Source organism: Photobacterium sp. WH24, from assembly GCF_019204055.1.
GTDB lineage: Bacteria > Pseudomonadota > Gammaproteobacteria > Enterobacterales > Vibrionaceae > Photobacterium > Photobacterium arenosum.
In genome coordinates this window covers 95271-112104 of the sequence record NZ_JAGSOZ010000004.1, presented here as the reverse complement: position 1 = coordinate 112104, position 16834 = coordinate 95271, and the positions used below count along the sequence as shown (strand labels likewise).

Genomic DNA, 16834 nt, shown 5'->3' with positions numbered 1-16834 from the left:
GAATGGCAAATGAATACGTACCACCGAAAGTCTGGACTATGGATGCTGAAAACGGCGGTGAGTGGGCAAGTATCAACCGTCCCGACTCCGGTGCCAGACATCAGCAGGCATTGCCTGTGGGTGCCCATCCATTACAGCTTTATTCTCTGGCCACGCCAAATGGCCAGAAGATTACTATTATGCTTGAAGAGCTGCTGGCGCTGGGTGTTACCGATGCCGAGTATGATGCGCACCTGATTAACATAGGCGATGGCGATCAGTTCTCCTCGGGCTTTGTGGCGGTTAATCCGAATTCAAAAATTCCGGCGCTGGTGGATCAATCCGGCCCCGCACCTGTCAATGTGTTTGAGTCGGGTTCTATTCTGGTCTATCTGGCGGAAAAATTCGGCTACTTTTTACCGGTCGACATTGCCGAGCGTACCCGGGTACTGAACTGGCTGTTCTGGCTGCAAGGCTCTGCGCCTTATCTGGGCGGCGGCTTCGGGCATTTTTATGCCTATGCGCCGGAGAAGTTCGAATACCCGATCAATCGCTTCACCATGGAAGCCAAACGCCAGCTGGATGTGCTGGATAAGCAACTGGCAAACCATACCTTTATTGCCGGTGAAGAATACAGCATTGCTGATATGGCGATCTGGCCCTGGTACGGCAATCTGGTACTGGGCTATGCCTATGATGCGGCAGAGTTTCTGGATGCCGGCAGTTATCAGCATGTGCAGCGGTGGGCGAAAGCGATTCTTGAACGTCCGGCGGTACAGCGCGGTCGTATTGTGAACAGAACGTCCGGTGAAGAATGGGAAGTGCTCCCTGAGCGACACAGCGCCGCAGATATTGATGCTGTGCTCAAACTGAAGCCCTGATTTATTCAGCACTCGTTTTTCAGTAGTTGTAAGCAACAGGCTTAGAAGTGGCAGCGTCGTCTGCCACTTTTTATTGTCATCCCTAAACCACCGCCTATGGCGGTGAGGATTACTTCAAAGGATCACTGCAATCTCATTACTGCGCTTTTACTCAGTGGGTTGGTAAAGCTCTGAACTACATTTGAACCCTGTCATCGACCATTGGCTTGTGGCCTCTCAGGCGGCTGATGTCCGTCATCGGTGGTATGCCAAACAGCCGGCTGTATTCGCGGTTGAAATGGGAAGGGCTTTCATAGCCGACTCTGTAGCTGGCGGCGGAGGCGTCTATGCCGTCCTGTAGCATGATCCGGCGCGCTTCATTGAGCCGGAGTTGTTTCTGAAACTGCAACGGCGTCATGGATGTCACGGCTTTGAAGGCATTGAACAGCGAAGATTGACTCATATGAACCATATCGGCCAGCTCCTGTACCCGGATTGGCTCTTTAAAGCGCTGCTGGATCAGCTCGACGACTTTACTGATGCGGTTGGCCTGGGTATCCCGTAACAAAAACTGGCGAAGCTGAACCCCTACCGGGCTTTTCAGCAGTCTGAACATGAGTTCCCGTTTAAGCAGCGGCAACATAACGGGGACATCTTCCGGATGGTCGAGTAAGGCCAGAAAACGTTTGAACACCGACAGTATATCGTCATCAGATGCCACGGTTCTGATGCAGTAAGGACACTTGGTAATGGCTTCGGGTGGCTCGTTCATGGTGATCAGTAAATCTGTCAGTTCCTTGAGATCCAGCGAAATACTGATACCGATGTAAGGCTGCTCTTCTGAAGCGCGAAGGATCTCGCCGACAACAGGCATCATTACAGGCACCAGTAATAAATCGCCTTCTTTCAGTAACAATTCACGCGCCCCGGCCGTAATGCGCTTTTCGCCCTGCAGCAGCAAACACAGCATAGGGCTGTAGATGGTGGGTGAGCAGGAGGTATTTTCCGTGCTGTGCACCAGCTTAATCTCCGGCAACGCCGTTTCGGTCAGTCCCGGCCCGTCAATATGCCGATTCACCAGGTTGATTAATTCTTGTTGGGTACCCGTCATAGTGTCACTCACCATTTTCTCATCCACATACGACTATAGAGTATAAGGCAAGCGTACTGCTACTGTTTTATCTCATAATGACAATTAGAGGATTAGGCAAGGATTGTGTAGGAAAAGGCAAGATATCAGCTGTGGCGCGTTTCTGTCTTTTACAGACTCAAGAGTCTGTAATCTTTATCGCTACTGGTGTGATTACTTGCTGAATTGATTTGTTTGTAGAAATAGGCAATCTTCTCCGAGCTTTCGACAATATCAATACGCTGAATGGAACATAGAATGACAAGGTGAAATCCGATCCCTCTTTAGTGGTTCGGATAAGACATTGCATTTATCGAATTTCGCGTATCAAAGTCAGAGAGGATTGCCTGATGACCCTATTCACCCCATTCAGAAACGTGTTCAGGAAACAGCTTCTTGGTGGCATGTCTGTCTTTCTGGTGTCCGCCTCCGGGACAGCTATCGGCAATGAATCTCCGGCATCACCGCCGCTGCCTGCCATCAGTGTGGCGACGGTGCTCAGTGAACGTATCACTGAGTGGGATGAATACACAGGCCGTTTGCAGGCACCCGAGACAGTGGTGCTCAAACCCCGCGTTTCCGGTTACGTGACTGAAGTGGCTTACCGCGAAGGCGATCTGGTTCATCAGGGTGATGTGCTGTTCAGTATTGACGATCGCCTGTTTCGCGCCGAAGTTGAACGGCTGGAAGCGCAGCAGGCCAGTTTGCAGAGTCAGTTAAAACTGGCCGAGAGTGAGTTTGTCCGCGCCAAACGACTGAACGCCACCAAAGCCATTTCTGCCGATGTCTATGACAACCGTCAGGCGGCATTACAGCAGGCCAGGGCCGAGCTGGATGCGCTGAAAGCTTCGCTCAAGCACGCGCGCTTGCAGTTGTCATTCACCAAGGTGGTGTCGCCGATTGACGGCAGAGTTTCACACGCGCAGGTCACGCAGGGCAATTATGTCACCAGTGGCCAGAGCGAGCTGACGACCATAGTGTCGACCGAACAGATGTACGCCTGGTTTGATGTCGATGAGCAAACCTATCTCAATTATGTCCGCAACCATCTGGTGCGTGTGTCGGAAACCCGTGATTCCAGTCCTGTGATGATGGCACTGTCCGGCGATGCCGGATTTTCATATCAGGGCCATATCGATTTTATCAATAACAGTGTCAATCAGCAGACCGGCTCGATTCGGATGCGGGCCACCTTTGAGAATAAAGCCCAGATGCTGATGCCCGGCCTGTTTGCCCGCTTACGGTTGATCGCCAGCAAACCTTATGACGCGATTCTGATTGATGAAAAAGCCGTCGGCACCGATCTTAACCGGAAGTATGTCCTTAAGCTCGATGATGCCAACGTGGTGACTTACCAGCCAGTGACCCTGGGTGAGAAAGTCGCCGGTTTGCGTGTGGTGCAATCCGGCCTGACGACAGAGGACAGAATTGTGGTCAGCGGGCTGCAGAAGATCCGGCCGAGTATGCAGGTTGCGCCGAAAGTTGTGGAAATGGCCACGACAGAGCAACTGGTCGATATTCACCGCTATCAGCAGTGGCACACAGAAGACAACAGTGTGGAAGGAAGCGGTGTGCTGACCGCCCGCCAATCAACCGACGCACAGTAATCAGGACAGACTATGTTTTCACAATTTTTTATCCGCAGACCGGTATTTGCTTCTGTGTTGTCGCTGCTGTTTGTCATTGTCGGCAGTATTGCGGTCTGGCAGTTGCCGGTGACTGAATATCCGGAAGTGGTGCCGCCGACAGTGGTGGTCACGGCCAATTATCCCGGTGCTAATCCGGGCGTGATTGCCCAGACAGTGGCTTCGCCGCTGGAGCAGGAAATCAATGGTGTGGAGAACATGCTGTACATGTCTTCGCAGTCCACCGCAGATGGCATGATGACACTGACCATCACTTTTGCCATCGGCACAGATGTAGATCTCGCCGTCTCGCAGGTACAAAGCCGGGTTGACCGGGCGTTGCCGCGTCTGCCACAGCAGGTGCAGCGGCTGGGCGTGGTGACGGAAAAATCTTCGCCGAACCTGACCATGGTGGTGCATCTGTTCTCGCCTGACGACCGCTATGACATGCTGTATCTGTCCAACTTTGCCAATCTCAAGGTCAAAGATGAGCTGGCGAAAGTCAGCGGTGTCGGCTCAGTACGCTCCTTTGGTGCCGGCAACTTCAGCATGCGGGTCTGGCTGGATCCCAATCAGGTCGCCGCGCTGAACCTCACGCCGTCCGATATTGCCGAGGCGATCCGCCAGCAGAACCAGCAGGCTGTGGCAGGCAGTCTGGGTACCCAGCCGGCAAGCCATTCGGATTATCAGTTACTGATCAATGTCAAAGGGCGTCTGTCGACGGTTGAGGAATTTGAAAACATCATCATCCGTGTCGGGGAGCAGGGTGAAATCAGCCGCCTGAAAGATGTGGCGCGGATTGAGCTGGGTGCCGATTCCTACGCGTTGCGCTCCACCCTGGATAATCAGGATGCCGCCGCCATAGGTATTTTCCAGGCCGCGGGTTCGAATGCGATTCAAATCTCTAATGATGTGCGCGCGACCATGGCGCGTCTGGCGCAAGACTTCCCGGAAGGCGTGTCTTATGAGATCGCTTATGACCCGACTGTCTTTGTGCGCGGATCAATTGAAGCGGTCATTCAGACCCTGCTGGAAGCAGTGCTGCTGGTGGTTGCCGTGGTGGTGCTGTTCCTGCAAACCTGGCGGGCGTCAATTATTCCGCTGGTGGCGGTGCCTGTCTCGCTGATTGGTACCTTCGCCTTTATGCTGCTGATGGGATTCTCCCTCAATGCGCTGTCGCTCTTTGGCCTGGTGCTGGCAATCGGCATCGTAGTGGATGATGCCATCGTGGTGGTGGAAAACGTCGAGCGGAACATCAGTGAAGGATTGTCCCCGGTCGATGCGACGGTGAAAGCCATGCGCGAAGTGACCGGGCCGATTGTGGCCACCACACTGGTGCTGGCGGCGGTGTTTATTCCGACGGCCTTTATGACCGGACTGACCGGCCAGTTTTACAAGCAGTTTGCACTCACCATTACCATTTCTACTTTTATTTCCGCGATCAATTCGCTGACCCTGAGCCCGGCGTTATCGGCGCTGTTGCTCAAAGGCCATGATGCGCCGAAAGACTGGCTGACCCGAGGTATGGACCGGCTGTTCGGCCGCTGGCTGTTCAATCCGTTTAACCGTTTTTTCAGTGCCTTGTCGGGCGGTTATGGCGTGGTAGTGCGCAAAGTCATCCGGGCCGGTGCCATTGCATCGGTGGCTTATGTTGCCTTGCTGGGTTTCACGGGCTATCAGTTTGCCACCACGCCAACCGGCTATATTCCGGCGCAGGACAAGCAGTACCTGATTGCCTTTGCGCAATTGCCGAATGCCGCGTCGCTGGATCGCACCGATGCGGTGCTGGAAAAGATGTCCGATCTGGCGCTGGCGCAGGCTGGTGTCACCAAGACTCTGGGTTTCCCCGGACTGAGCATCAATGGTTTTACCAATGCGTCCAACAGCGGCATCGTGTTTGTGACGCTGGATGATTTCGACAAACGTCAGGATCCGGCAGCCAGTGCCAACGCGATTGCTGCCCGGCTGAATCAGCAGTATGCCGGCATTGAAGAGGCGTTCGTTGCTGTCTTCCCGCCGCCACCTGTGATGGGCCTGGGCACTATCGGCGGATTCCGGCTGCAGATTGAAGACAGAAACGGGCTGGGTTTTGAGGCCTTGCATCAGGCAACCATGACGGTGATGCAAAAGGCAGCTGCGATCCCTGAGCTGGCCGGGGTCTTTTCCGGCTATCAGGTCAACGTACCGCAACTGGATATCGAGGTCGACCGCACTAAGGCCATGCAGCAGGGCGTGAACCTGGATGTGCTTTTCCAGACGCTGCAAGGGTATCTCAGCTCAACGTACGTCAATGATCTGAACCTGTTTGGCCGCACTTATCAGGTTAATATGCAGGCGGATCAGGCATATCGTCAGGATGCCGCGCAGGTGGGCCAGATCAAAGTCCGCAATGCGCAGGGGGACATGGTGCCGATTGACTCTTTCATCCATGTGAAAGACAGCGCCGGACCGGATCGCGTGATGCACTACAACGGCTTTATGACGGCGGAAATCAACGGCGGACCGGCTCCCGGCTACAGCTCCGGGGAAGCGCAGGCGGCCATTGAGAAAATACTGGCTGACACCCTGCCGCGGGGCATGAGCTATGAGTGGACCGAGCTGACCTATCAGCAGATGATCACCGGGGATTCAAACCTGTATGTGTATCCCTTGGTGATCCTGCTGGTGTTCATGGTACTGGCGGCGCAGTATGAAAGTGTCCGCCTGCCGCTGGCGATCATTCTGATTATTCCGCTCACTTTGCTTTCTGCGCTCAGTGGCGTGGTGCTCTACGGCGGGGATAACAATATCCTGACCCAGATCGGCTTTATCGTACTGGTCGGGCTGGCAACCAAGAATGCGATTCTGATCGTGGAGTTCGCCAAAGAGCTGCAGGATCGAGGCTATTCGGTGAAAGACGCGATTCTGGAAGCCAGCCGGTTGCGACTGCGTCCGATTCTGATGACGTCTATTGCATTTATTATGGGTGTGGCGCCATTGGTGTATTCCACCGGCGCGGGCGCCGAGATGCGTCAGGCCATGGGCGTGGCGGTCTTCTCGGGCATGATAGGTGTGACTGTGTTTGGTCTGTTGCTGACACCGCTGTTTTATTACCTGCTGGCAAAACGCGGACAGCAGAAAGCCCCGGCGACAACAGAGCCACCCACGTTGGAAAGCGTTCAAGAGGCATCATGAGTGATATCTGGCAGGACACATGCGTCGGCATACTGCTGTACAGTGCGGTCAGCTTCTCTCCTGTGCTTAACAGTTCACTGTCACCCGAGAGGCTGTTTCAGGCCTCTCGGGAGGCTTCGCAATACAATGGGGAGGCCTGGCAGCATCTGTTGAATCCGGCCGTTTTGACCAGCTTGCCTGAGCAGACGGCCGGTTTGAAAGAGACTGTGATTATGGGCCTTTGCCGGGGTGAGCAGGGCGGGCAGATCATCTGGCAGATCGAGCCGTCTGAGCTCTGACTTTTTGCCGGAGGCTCAGTGTCCACCCCGAATATAGTACAGCGGGGTTTGGCCGGTTTGCTGCTTGAAAAACGCGATAAAGGCACTGTCGCTGGAAAATTCAAGCCGGTACGCTGCATCATTAACCTGAAGCCCGGCAGATAACAGCTCGATGGCTTTCAGTAACCGCCATTGCTGGCGCCAGTCCTGATAAGGCATCCCGGTTTCCCGTATAAACAGCCGGCTGATGGTTTTACTGCTGGCGCCAACCTGTTCACTTAACACTTTCAGTGACGGGGCATTTTGCTGATCCAGGTGCAGTGCATTGAGCCATGCAGACAGGCGTCTGTCTGATGGTAAAGGCAGGGATAAACAGGTTTCACGGGCATCTTGCAGCTCCTCAAAAAATAACGCGTGTGTCAGCTGCATGCTGTCAGTTGGCTTGTCCCAACGCCAGAAAGCCATTCGTTCAATCAGGGCCTGCAGCAGTGGATTAACCTCAATAATTTTCACCCTGTCTTCAATGTGGGCAGTGAGCCTGGGATCAAAATAGAGCGAACGATACTCCACCACCTGATACATTTCCGCACAGTGAAGTGTACCGGCCGGAATCCATGCCGCACGGGTCGGCGGTAGCACACAGCGCATCCCGCTCAGGGTAATGTTCATGCATCCCTGCGGGGCATAGAGCAACTGTGCTTTCTGATGCCGGTGCATCCCTGAGTCATGTTTTCCCAGCCGGGCGGCAATGCCGATCACGTCGGTTTCAATATCATCGGCATCGAAGTAGGTGGATTGTTTGATCAAAGCCATGTGTCTTTATTTCGATGTTTTTTGTCTTGGTATTGTTATTAGGACAGTAACAGGTTTGAGTAGACTGTGCGCATCTTTTATTCAGATGAGTGCAGAAATAATGAATCCATCTCCTTCTTTGTGGCTGATGGTGGTTTTGATTATGTTCCCCCAGATTGTCGAGACCATTTACAGCCCGGCGTTACCGGATATTGCGTCCGGTTTTGGTGTGTCGGTACCTGTTGCCAGCCAGACATTGTCTGTCTACTTCACTGCGTTTGCGATAGGTGTTGTGTTCTGGGGAGTCATGTCAGACTGGATTGGCCGCCGTAAAACCATGCTGGCCGGGCTGACGGTTTACGGCGTTGCAGCACTGGCCGCGATGCAGGCGCAACAGTTTGAAGCATTGTTGCTGTGTCGGGTGCTGACGGCTTTTGGGGCAGCCGTCGGCTCTGTGGTAACACAAACCATGCTCAGGGACAGCTGTGACCGCGCCTCGCTTGCCAAAGCGTTCTCTTATGTGGGTATGGGTGTTTCTGTCAGCCCGGTGATTGGCATGCTGGCGGGTGGGGTGCTGACTGAGTATGGTGGATACCCGGCTGTTTTTGCTGTGCTGAGTCTGCTGGCGGGTGTTTTATGGCTGCTTTGTCTGCTGGGCTTACCTGAGACCAGGCCGCGGGAAGTCGCCAGAGCTTCATTGCTGGTGCTGGGCAAACGAATGGTTGTTGATACTCATCTCTGGCGGCATGCAATACTGGTGGCAGGATTCAATGTGCTGTTGTTTTCTTATTATCTGCAGGGGCCTTTTGTGTTTGCGCGGTTGGGGTACAGTCCGCAGGTGTTTGGTTACAGCGGCCTTGTTCTGGCAGCCGGAACCGTAGTTGGCAGTTTTCTCAACAAGCAATGGTTGCACAAAGGGCGTTCTCAGAACGTGTTGATTCAGGTTGCCTCGGGGCTTGCTCTGGCTGGTGCAGCCGGTGTCGTTATCTTGCAGGATAGCCTGTGGTTTCTGCTACCCATGCTGCTGATTGTGGTGGGGTACGGCATGGGCATTCCGAACATCCTGAGCCAGTCTTTGCAGGCGTATCAGGCGCAGGCCGGGTCAGCGGGGGCGCTGTTTGGGCTTCAGTACTATCTGCTAATCGGCGTGGGCTTGTCTGTCGCAGGTATGACAGCAGAGTTCAGTGGGTTTCATATCATCATTGCCGTTTTGATGGCTTTGCTGAGCCTGTCAGTGAAAGCCACCTCTATGCTTGAACAGGTTCTCAGGCGCTAACTTTTTGTTGCGTAAGCAGGGACCGTGGTGCGAGAGCCGGTAACGGATCATGCTATCGCCTCAAACCGTGTCATGACGAACTCAACGAACAGCCGTACCCGCATTGGCAGATGATCGCGGTCGCGATAGAGCATAAACAGGGTGCGGGGTTTGCTGCACCAGTCCGGGAGGACTCTGTTGAGTTCGCCATTTGCGATCATAGGAAGGGCAAAATAGTCAGGAATATAACCTATCCCCAGGCCAGACTGGATGGCATGGGTCAGCAAGCGGATTTCATCGACTTCCAGACGCAGGCCTTTGACGGGTTGGTGATCATATTCCGTGCCTGTTTCTGAATGCACCAGTTGCCAGAGCGACATGGGATGACAGAGGATCGACGGATGGTCGCTCAGCATCTCCGGGTGAGTGATGGACTGCACCGGATACCCGGGATGAGCACAGACAATGAAGTGAATATCTTTGAGCGGACGGGCTATCCAGTTTTCTACCGCAGGGGTGCCGACACGAAAGACCACATCCATCGCCTGTGCTTCAATATCAATCAGAGTGTTGGAAAACTGCAGATCTAACTGAATATCAGGATACTGCAGCAAAAAGTCGAAAAAGATATCACGCAGAAACTGGGAGCCTGCATTGATCGGCGCACTGATACGAATTTTTCCTTTCGGCTCATGCTTGTCTCTGTGCAGATCTTCCCCGATATCACTCAGCTCATCAAACAGTGTGCTGGAGCGTTCAAAATATTGCTGACCGGTATGGGTCAGCGAAACCCTATGGGCATCCCGGTTCAGCAATCGCAACTGCAGGTCTGTTTCTAACTGACGAATCCGCCGGCTGAGTGTCGACAGTGGCATACTTAAATGTTCAGCGGCTGTTTTAAAGCTGCCCAGCCGGGCGACGGTACAAAAACAGCGCAGATCGTCGAGAGAGTAGTTAGATTTCATTTTTGGGATTTACCATGCTGATAATGCCTGTTTATTCAGATCATGAAACCAATAGACTAGCGGTTATCATGTGACAAGTCATCTGGAGTGACTATGAATGCTTCATCAACAACGAAAGCCGTTGTTCTGCTCATTATCTGTACCTTCTTTTGGGGCAGCTGCTTTCCAATTGGTAAACATGCACTTAACGAAGTGCATGCACTCACGCTGGTGTTCTGGCGTTTTGTGATCGCGGCAATTTGTCTTGCGATCTATCTGAAACTGATTGGATCAGAACGTTTTGTGTTAACGGTGAAGCAATGGTGCTGGGTGATTGGGGTCAGTGCAGTGGGTGTCGGTGGCCTGAACCTGGGCCTGTTCACCGGGCTGGAGCACACGGAGGCCACCAACGGTTCGCTGATTATGGCCCTCAGTCCTCTGATGACGGCGCTGATAGCCTGTGTAGCAAGGCGGACTTTACCTACCTTGCCGCAATGCTTCAGCCTTGTTGTCAGCTTGTCTGGCGTGCTGATGGTGATCACTAATGGCCATCTGGAAGCGCTACTGAACATGGCGTTTAATCAGGGCGATAAGATGATTTTCTCCGGCATGCTGGCATGGAGCTTTTACACCTACTGCAGCCAGGGAATCAGCCGCTGGATACCTGTGATCCCCTATACGCTTGTCGGCATGGTCAGCGGGGCGGCTGTGATTGGCCTGATGTGTCTGGCGACACCCGAGGTGAAACCCTTTGCCGAGTTGCTGGGCAGCTCGTCAGTCGGACTGATTGAAGTGGCGTACATCGGTTTGTTCGGCACTGTGGCGGGTTATCTGCTGTGGCTGAACGGTGTCCGGGAGCTGGGGTCGCCTACGGCGGCATTGTTCTTTAATTTTGTGCCTGTCTTTGCCGTGCTGACTGCGTACTTGATGGGGCAGGCCGTGACGCAGCTGCAACTGGTCGGGATTGCGATTGTGATTCTGGGGTTACTGGTGCCAAGGCTGCCGGTATTCAGGAAAGCGACGCAGGCGGTATAAACTCATGTCGGCTTCAAGAGCTGGGAGTGTCACCACTCCCGGCCATTATTACAGCCCCGCCAGCAGCTCGTAGGAACGCAGCTTTTTCTCATGGTCGAAGATCAGGGCGTTAGCCATGATTTCATCGGCTTGTGTACGTTCTGTCAATTCGATCAATCGGGTCCGGACTGTGTCCTGATCACCGTGAATGGATTCCCGCAGTTGTTTTTCGATCTGGTACTTCTCATGAGGCAGCCAAATTGACTCCATACTCCAGACCGGTGGCGGGATTTTGCCCTGGACTCCGCGGATCATATTAAGAAACTTCTGCTTTTCCGTGGTACCCAGATACTGCGCTTCGTCATTAGTATCCGCCACTATGATATTCACGCCTATCATCACATACGGCTTATCCAACTGCTCTGAAGGCTGGAAATGCTCACGGTAGATCTGTATTGCGTTCACCATGGCATCCGGCGCGAAGTGAGAGGCAAAAGCAAACGGCAGACCTTTAACACCGGCCAGTCGGGCACTGTAAGTGCTGGAACCTAACAGCCAGATGGGGACTGAAGAGTCCGAACCAGGATACGCTTTGACCGGCTGATTGGGTGACACCGGCCCCATGAAAAACTGCAGCTCTTCCAGCAGTTCATCAAAGTTGGGATCCATGCGCTCCGGATCGCGGCGCAGCGCATGCATGGTGGGATAGTCGGTGCCAGGTGCTCGGCCCAGACCGAGATCGATGCGATTGGGATACAGCGCTTCCAAGGTGCCGAACTGCTCGGCAATCACTAATGGTGCATGATTGGGCAGCATCACCCCGCCCGAACCCAGCCGGATGGAAGAGGTGTGCGCACCTATATGGCTGAGCAGCACAGAGGTGGCAGCACTGGCAATATCGGGCATATTGTGGTGTTCTGCCAGCCAGAACCGCTTGTAACCCCATTTTTCAGCGTGTTGCGCCAGCGATACAGAGCGCGCATAAGTGGACGAAAAATCGGCCCCTTCAGCAACAGGGGCTAAATCTAAAATTGAGCGAGGCGGTAGCGTCATGGACCCTTCTTTCATATCAACAATGAATGATTGCCTGACTATGCCTGTTTATTACAGACTGGTAAACAGACAGAAAACTGCTTTGTGAGTGAATATGTTTTAGCTAAGAAAACTTAAAATATAAGCATATCAAACGCTTAATTGATATTTATCAACTGATAATGCACATATTCATTAACATCAATGTGATTTTCCTAATTTCATAACGTAAGGTTTATATAATGTAAAAATTAAAAATATTGCAGTTGTCAGTGAGAGTGAAAGAATAATCCCGTTTTGAGAGAAAATTTTCATAAAAGTACCACTGATGATGGGGCCAAAAGTACTTCCTACACCCCATAGAATCCCAAATAGTGAGTTAGTTAATATGAGCTTGCTACCGCTAAATATTTCGCTAGCCCTTACTAAGGCTATGGTATAAATACCACCTGCAGTACCACCCAGTATTATCATGTGAATCCAAATTAACGGTGTGTTTATTGTGTACGGAATAAATAGGATTAATATTAAAGATGCGAAACCACATAACTTATGTATTTTTTTACTTCCAAACTTATCAGATAACCATCCGATTGGAATTTGCAGTAAAGCATCACCAACAAAAATTAAAGTTATTAACAATGCAGCAGATGATTCAAGATGACCGTTTTTAACTGAATATATCGGAAATAGAGATAGGATAGAACTATCAAAGAATGAAAAACAAAAAACAGCCATAAACAAAGCGGGTGTTATTTTTAAAATATTAAATGATGACCGAATATGGATAATATTTCTGCTAGTGAGTGCTATACTTGAAATAACTATGAAAATTGAAGATATAATCAATAGTGTGGATATAATGCTTCTTGGGATTAAATCATTAAAACCAAAAAATGATATCAATAAAGGACCACAGAGTTGGCTTCCAGTATAGCATGTGGTGTAAAAACCGATAAATCTACCTTTGTGTGTGCTAGGGCTACTTTCAGCAACCCAAGTTTCTCCTAGTATAACGATTACTCCACAGCACATCCCCATAATCAAACTGAATAAAAAAACAATTTTTAGATCAGTTTGCAAAATAGATATATTAATTGTTATCAGTATCAATAACAAAGATATTGTCATTGCTATCTTAATAGGGAAGCGGTGATTAATACGAGGTGTTATTAATGACGATAAAAACATTCCAAGAGCCGGAGCAGAAGACATTAACCCGATTAGGTCAATGTCTCCTCCAGCATTGTTTAGCCGCAAAGCTTGAAAGGGAATGAAATAACCGAGTAATGAGCCAATAAGTGAAGAACTCAATACTACAGCGAAAATAGAGAGGTAAAAACTTGAACTTTGGCTCATATAGTATCCGGTTTTTTTATATGTTAAATATAAAACTTTTTGTGTTGGTTAATGATTTAGGTGTTTAGCACCAAGTGATTGTAAATGTCTCTTTGCGGCAATGTATTACCTTTGATGACTTCTCCATTAAAGTAAATGCATGAAGCTGCTATGCCTTGGCCGCCGTACGGCGTTGTTCCACGCTCGACGAGGTGTAAATCTGTATTGATTAATATACTATCTTTTAAATGGATGTTTTCATTAATTTCATTGTTGATATAGTCGCTGGATCCAAAAAGAGAAATATACATTGCATTTTTAGAATATTGTGGTTGAAAGAAATAACTTTCAAGTTCTTCATCACATCTATATTCTTGAAGGAAGAATATGGGGGCAAAAAACTCTTTGTAATTACCACCAAGAGATAGTGGTTTTTCAAAAATAGTTGGTCTTATTAAACCATTTATTATGTTTATCTCTCCACCATACGTACAATATTCACGATATTGTTTGAAAATAGTCGCTAGTTTAATTGAGTGGTCAACATCACTATTGGGGCCAACAATATTATCAGGGTCATCATAAAGGCCAACTTTATTTTTAATTTTTTCTAATTCATTCACTAATTTTTGTCTGAATATACTGTATGAATCTTGATGAATTAGTATTGAATTTGGTCCCGCACAGTCTTGACCTTGATTATATAATACGACGCGCATCGCACTTTCAACTGCTTGATCTATATTTGCATCTTTACTTATAACTAATGGATTGTGCCCAGCACCGTTTAAAATAAATAGCGTTTTTTTTCTGAAATGTTTCCTAACTTTCAATGCATTTTCTGGAGTTCCGGTAAATATGACAGCATCCGTTACTTGAATACGTTTACTTATAAAACTTTCTTTATCTTCAAAAGAGATGGATAAGCTATTTGAAAAATATGTAAAGTCTATAGCTTTAATTAACTTTTGATAGTGTGAATGCATTGCTGTGGGGGGGCGAATGCAGGTATCTTTGGACATAAGTGAAGGGATGAAACCAAAACACACTGTCGCATAAATAGGTTGATTTAATGGTAAGAAAGAAGTAACACCTTGAACCTTAAGCTTAAAATATTCTTGGTTCTCTTGAATGTTTAAAAGGAGATCAAGTGATCTTGAAATTTCATCATCTGTGACATTCCTGCATTGATAACTTGAAACTGATTGAATTATCTCATCGCGTTTGTTCTTTAATGCCAGTGCTAGCTTCAAACACTTTTCCTTTACTAAATCAAAGGAGATAGCTTCTAAATAATTTGGCCTAATGTATTCAGTCGTATAAGTGAGCTTGCTGGCAATTTTTGTTTCTTCATCACTGCTAGCCTTGTCCAGGTCTAGCTCTTTTATAAAAGTAGTCTCTGACATTTCAACAGAATCCTTTAATCTTCTAATAAACTCGTTGTAACCTGAAATCTCTAGCCAGGTAGAAAGTCTTGGCCCGTAATTATTGTTAAATAATGATTTGTAAATTATCTCCCATGGATGTTCTTTGGAATGTTTATCAAATGTGTTCTTATAACAATCATGGACAGTAAGGTAGAGATTTATATCTTGAGTTTTTTCAGCACTAATTTCTTCTAAGCAAAATGATAATAATCCAACGAATTTTTTCTCTTTCTCAGAAAGTTTTAATTTAGGTGATTTCGACGTAGATTTTGTTTCAAGGAAATAATTGTATGAATATTTAATGGCCTCATTACTCATGGAAAATGAGTATCTCCTTAAAAATTCAATAGCTGACTGTAAATTGTGAGGCTGCGAAGCACTAAGTATTCTTTGTGCTTTGGTATAAGAAACAGACAACTCATTCTTGGTGAGAGCTAGATCATTTAATCTGGGTGACAAGTTTACATGAAATTTAGAATTACGTTTTGGTTTTTTTTCAAGATAATTAATTAATGCCTTGTCGGTTAGCAAATCCATTGATTTCTCTAAAGAGAATCCATTACCTTTAGATTTTGAAATCTTCTTGTAATTATCGTCTAAAAATAAACCATATTTATACAGTCTTGGTGCTTCTCTTTCAAGAGAAGTGGCTATTTTTATAGCGATATTTGCAGAGCTAGTGAGATCTTCACCATGCATTTCAAATCTAATATCTCGAGCCAGAAGGCGCATAGCCCAGTCAGCTTTCCACTGTAATTTACAATTACCATCAAGTACAGATGTCGTAATTGGCTCATTGAGAATTTCCGTCGAGTAGAAATCTTTTAACTCTATTCCGTATTCACTACCCGGTTTATTAATTATTTCATCGGCAGGTATTATGTAAGTAATTTCCCCTGTATCAGAATCTATATCAATTAAATTAATATGTTCTATAACTCTGCCACTTGTAGGCGATATAGGCATGAATATACTATAGGTCCTATTTCTTAATGGGCCTACTGATTCTTTGCAGATGTTATTCACTACCTCATAGTTGTGGAGGAAGTTTAAAATTTCCGCATTGTATTCACCTGACTGATAACTTATGGAGTTTTGTACTAAATTACAGTCAATATTGTATCGATTTATATGTTCTACAAGCTTATCTTCAACCATTTCTGAGAAGCTATTTTTCATTTGAAATGGATCTGGGACTTGGTTGATTGATTTTCCTAAGAATTCTTTTAATAAACCCTGATTTGGAAGATTTAACGGAATTTTTCGAAAGGGGTCTAAGTCATCTGAGATCAAGTGGAAATGCACTTTTCTCCCTAGTTTTTCTAGGGATTTTTTCAGGAAGTTTGTTCTTATTATTTCACATAAAGTACCAATATGAGGAAGTCCGGTAGGACCGAATCCTGCGCTTATATTGATTTCTTTATCAGATGGAACGTTACTATGAATCTTCTGAGCTTCAATTTCATACCATTTCAAACTGACTACCTCGACAATAAAGTGCTGATTTAGTTGCTATTGATGAAGCGTAAAATATGGAATAAAAATCATTAATATTATCTGGTTTGTGACCTTGATAATTTTCGCGAGAGTAACAGTAACTATGGGAATGTAAAATGGTATTTGTTTTCTGTATGAATTTCATCGCAACACTGGCTATGTTTCATTCATATGACGTACATTTTTCTTCGAGTTAAAACTCATTTATTAATTGTTATTGAGTTATCCAGTAATAAAAAACTTTATTGTTTTAATTGTTACTAATGGTTATTTTTTCGAGAGAAGAGTGTAAAAGGAGAATAATATTTATAGGGAAAGTGAATATTATTCCATTTTGGAATCTATGGTCTAATGAAAAATACCGCTATGTCGCTTCTTCTGCCCACGGACATGTCCTGTAACCGGCCCATGACTACACTGAAACTCATGGAAAATAACTGACTTTCTGAACGCTAAGCGACGCATTGCGCGAAATTGGTAAGCTCAATTGAAACGGGCTTGGATTCAGATG

12 protein-coding genes are annotated in these 16834 nt (G+C 48.0%); 6 read left to right on the top strand and 6 right to left on the bottom strand.

Annotated elements, in window-relative coordinates:
• Positions 1-2 precede the first annotated feature (2 nt).
• The gene (gene yghU / locus KCG43_RS06745; RefSeq protein WP_218384048.1) at positions 3-860 is read left to right on the top strand and encodes a glutathione-dependent disulfide-bond oxidoreductase; all 858 of its coding nucleotides are present in this window, start codon (positions 3-5) and stop codon (positions 858-860) included.
• Positions 861-1035: 175 nt separating this feature from the next.
• On the opposite strand, the gene KCG43_RS06740 is transcribed toward yghU, so the two are convergent.
• A complete protein-coding gene (locus tag KCG43_RS06740) occupies positions 1036-1965 on the bottom strand; it encodes an AraC family transcriptional regulator (protein WP_218384045.1) in 930 nt (309 codons plus the stop codon).
• A gap of 353 nt (positions 1966-2318) precedes the next feature.
• On the opposite strand from KCG43_RS06740, the gene KCG43_RS06735 reads away from it, so the two are divergent.
• From KCG43_RS06735 to KCG43_RS06725, 3 genes are read left to right on the top strand one after another with little or no spacing between them, the layout of a single operon-like run.
• Complete coding sequence (locus KCG43_RS06735; protein ID WP_218384043.1) at positions 2319-3575, top strand: efflux RND transporter periplasmic adaptor subunit; 1257 nt, start codon at positions 2319-2321, stop codon at positions 3573-3575.
• A gap of 12 nt (positions 3576-3587) precedes the next feature.
• Positions 3588-6767 (top strand): efflux RND transporter permease subunit, encoded by a 3180-nt coding sequence (locus tag KCG43_RS06730; protein ID WP_218384042.1) that lies wholly within the window; start codon positions 3588-3590, stop codon positions 6765-6767.
• Entirely contained in the window at positions 6764-7045 is a 282-nt protein-coding gene (locus KCG43_RS06725) for a hypothetical protein (protein WP_192014917.1), read from the top strand. Before KCG43_RS06730 ends, KCG43_RS06725 begins: the two co-directional genes overlap by 4 nt.
• Before the next feature lie 15 nt (positions 7046-7060).
• Here KCG43_RS06725 and KCG43_RS06720 read toward each other — a convergent pair whose 3' ends face one another.
• Positions 7061-7837, bottom strand: coding sequence for a helix-turn-helix domain-containing protein (locus KCG43_RS06720; protein ID WP_192014918.1), 777 nt, complete (start codon positions 7835-7837; stop codon positions 7061-7063).
• A 100-nt stretch (positions 7838-7937) separates the two neighbouring features.
• On the opposite strand from KCG43_RS06720, the gene KCG43_RS06715 reads away from it, so the two are divergent.
• Entirely contained in the window at positions 7938-9092 is a 1155-nt protein-coding gene (locus tag KCG43_RS06715) for a multidrug effflux MFS transporter (RefSeq protein WP_218384041.1), read from the top strand.
• 47 nt (positions 9093-9139) lie between these two features.
• Here the strand turns inward: KCG43_RS06715 and KCG43_RS06710 are convergent, their stop codons facing one another.
• Complete coding sequence (locus tag KCG43_RS06710) at positions 9140-10036, bottom strand: LysR family transcriptional regulator (protein WP_192014920.1); 897 nt, start codon at positions 10034-10036, stop codon at positions 9140-9142.
• 93 nt (positions 10037-10129) lie between these two features.
• Here KCG43_RS06710 and KCG43_RS06705 point away from each other — a divergent pair, with 93 nt between their 5' ends.
• Positions 10130-11050, top strand: coding sequence for a DMT family transporter (locus KCG43_RS06705; protein WP_218384040.1), 921 nt, complete (start codon positions 10130-10132; stop codon positions 11048-11050).
• A gap of 48 nt (positions 11051-11098) precedes the next feature.
• On the opposite strand, the gene KCG43_RS06700 is transcribed toward KCG43_RS06705, so the two are convergent.
• The 3 genes from KCG43_RS06700 to KCG43_RS06690 all read right to left on the bottom strand — a co-directional run bounded on the left by KCG43_RS06700 (position 11099) and on the right by KCG43_RS06690 (position 16302).
• Positions 11099-12082, bottom strand: a complete 984-nt coding sequence (locus KCG43_RS06700) for an LLM class flavin-dependent oxidoreductase (RefSeq protein ID WP_218384039.1) — start codon at positions 12080-12082, stop codon at positions 11099-11101.
• 180 nt (positions 12083-12262) lie between these two features.
• Entirely contained in the window at positions 12263-13420 is a 1158-nt protein-coding gene (locus KCG43_RS06695) for an MFS transporter (protein ID WP_218384038.1), read from the bottom strand.
• 56 nt (positions 13421-13476) lie between these two features.
• Positions 13477-16302: an aldehyde dehydrogenase family protein gene (locus KCG43_RS06690; protein WP_218384036.1), complete on the bottom strand. Its 2826-nt coding sequence runs from the start codon at positions 16300-16302 to the stop codon at positions 13477-13479.
• Between the last annotated feature and the right edge of the window lie 532 nt (positions 16303-16834).

What these genes read in the sequence shown, in the direction of transcription:
- yghU (WP_218384048.1), top strand. Translation starts at nt 3, where the DNA reads ATGGCAAATGAATACGTACCACCGAAAGTCTGGACTATGGATGCTGAA.
- KCG43_RS06740 (WP_218384045.1), bottom strand. Translation starts at nt 1,965, where the DNA reads ATGGTGAGTGACACTATGACGGGTACCCAACAAGAATTAATCAACCTG.
- KCG43_RS06735 (WP_218384043.1), top strand. Translation starts at nt 2,319, where the DNA reads ATGACCCTATTCACCCCATTCAGAAACGTGTTCAGGAAACAGCTTCTT.
- KCG43_RS06730 (WP_218384042.1), top strand. Translation starts at nt 3,588, where the DNA reads ATGTTTTCACAATTTTTTATCCGCAGACCGGTATTTGCTTCTGTGTTG.
- KCG43_RS06725 (WP_192014917.1), top strand. Translation starts at nt 6,764, where the DNA reads ATGAGTGATATCTGGCAGGACACATGCGTCGGCATACTGCTGTACAGT.
- KCG43_RS06720 (WP_192014918.1), bottom strand. Translation starts at nt 7,837, where the DNA reads ATGGCTTTGATCAAACAATCCACCTACTTCGATGCCGATGATATTGAA.
- KCG43_RS06715 (WP_218384041.1), top strand. Translation starts at nt 7,938, where the DNA reads ATGAATCCATCTCCTTCTTTGTGGCTGATGGTGGTTTTGATTATGTTC.
- KCG43_RS06710 (WP_192014920.1), bottom strand. Translation starts at nt 10,036, where the DNA reads ATGAAATCTAACTACTCTCTCGACGATCTGCGCTGTTTTTGTACCGTC.
- KCG43_RS06705 (WP_218384040.1), top strand. Translation starts at nt 10,130, where the DNA reads ATGAATGCTTCATCAACAACGAAAGCCGTTGTTCTGCTCATTATCTGT.
- KCG43_RS06700 (WP_218384039.1), bottom strand. Translation starts at nt 12,082, where the DNA reads ATGACGCTACCGCCTCGCTCAATTTTAGATTTAGCCCCTGTTGCTGAA.
- KCG43_RS06695 (WP_218384038.1), bottom strand. Translation starts at nt 13,420, where the DNA reads ATGAGCCAAAGTTCAAGTTTTTACCTCTCTATTTTCGCTGTAGTATTG.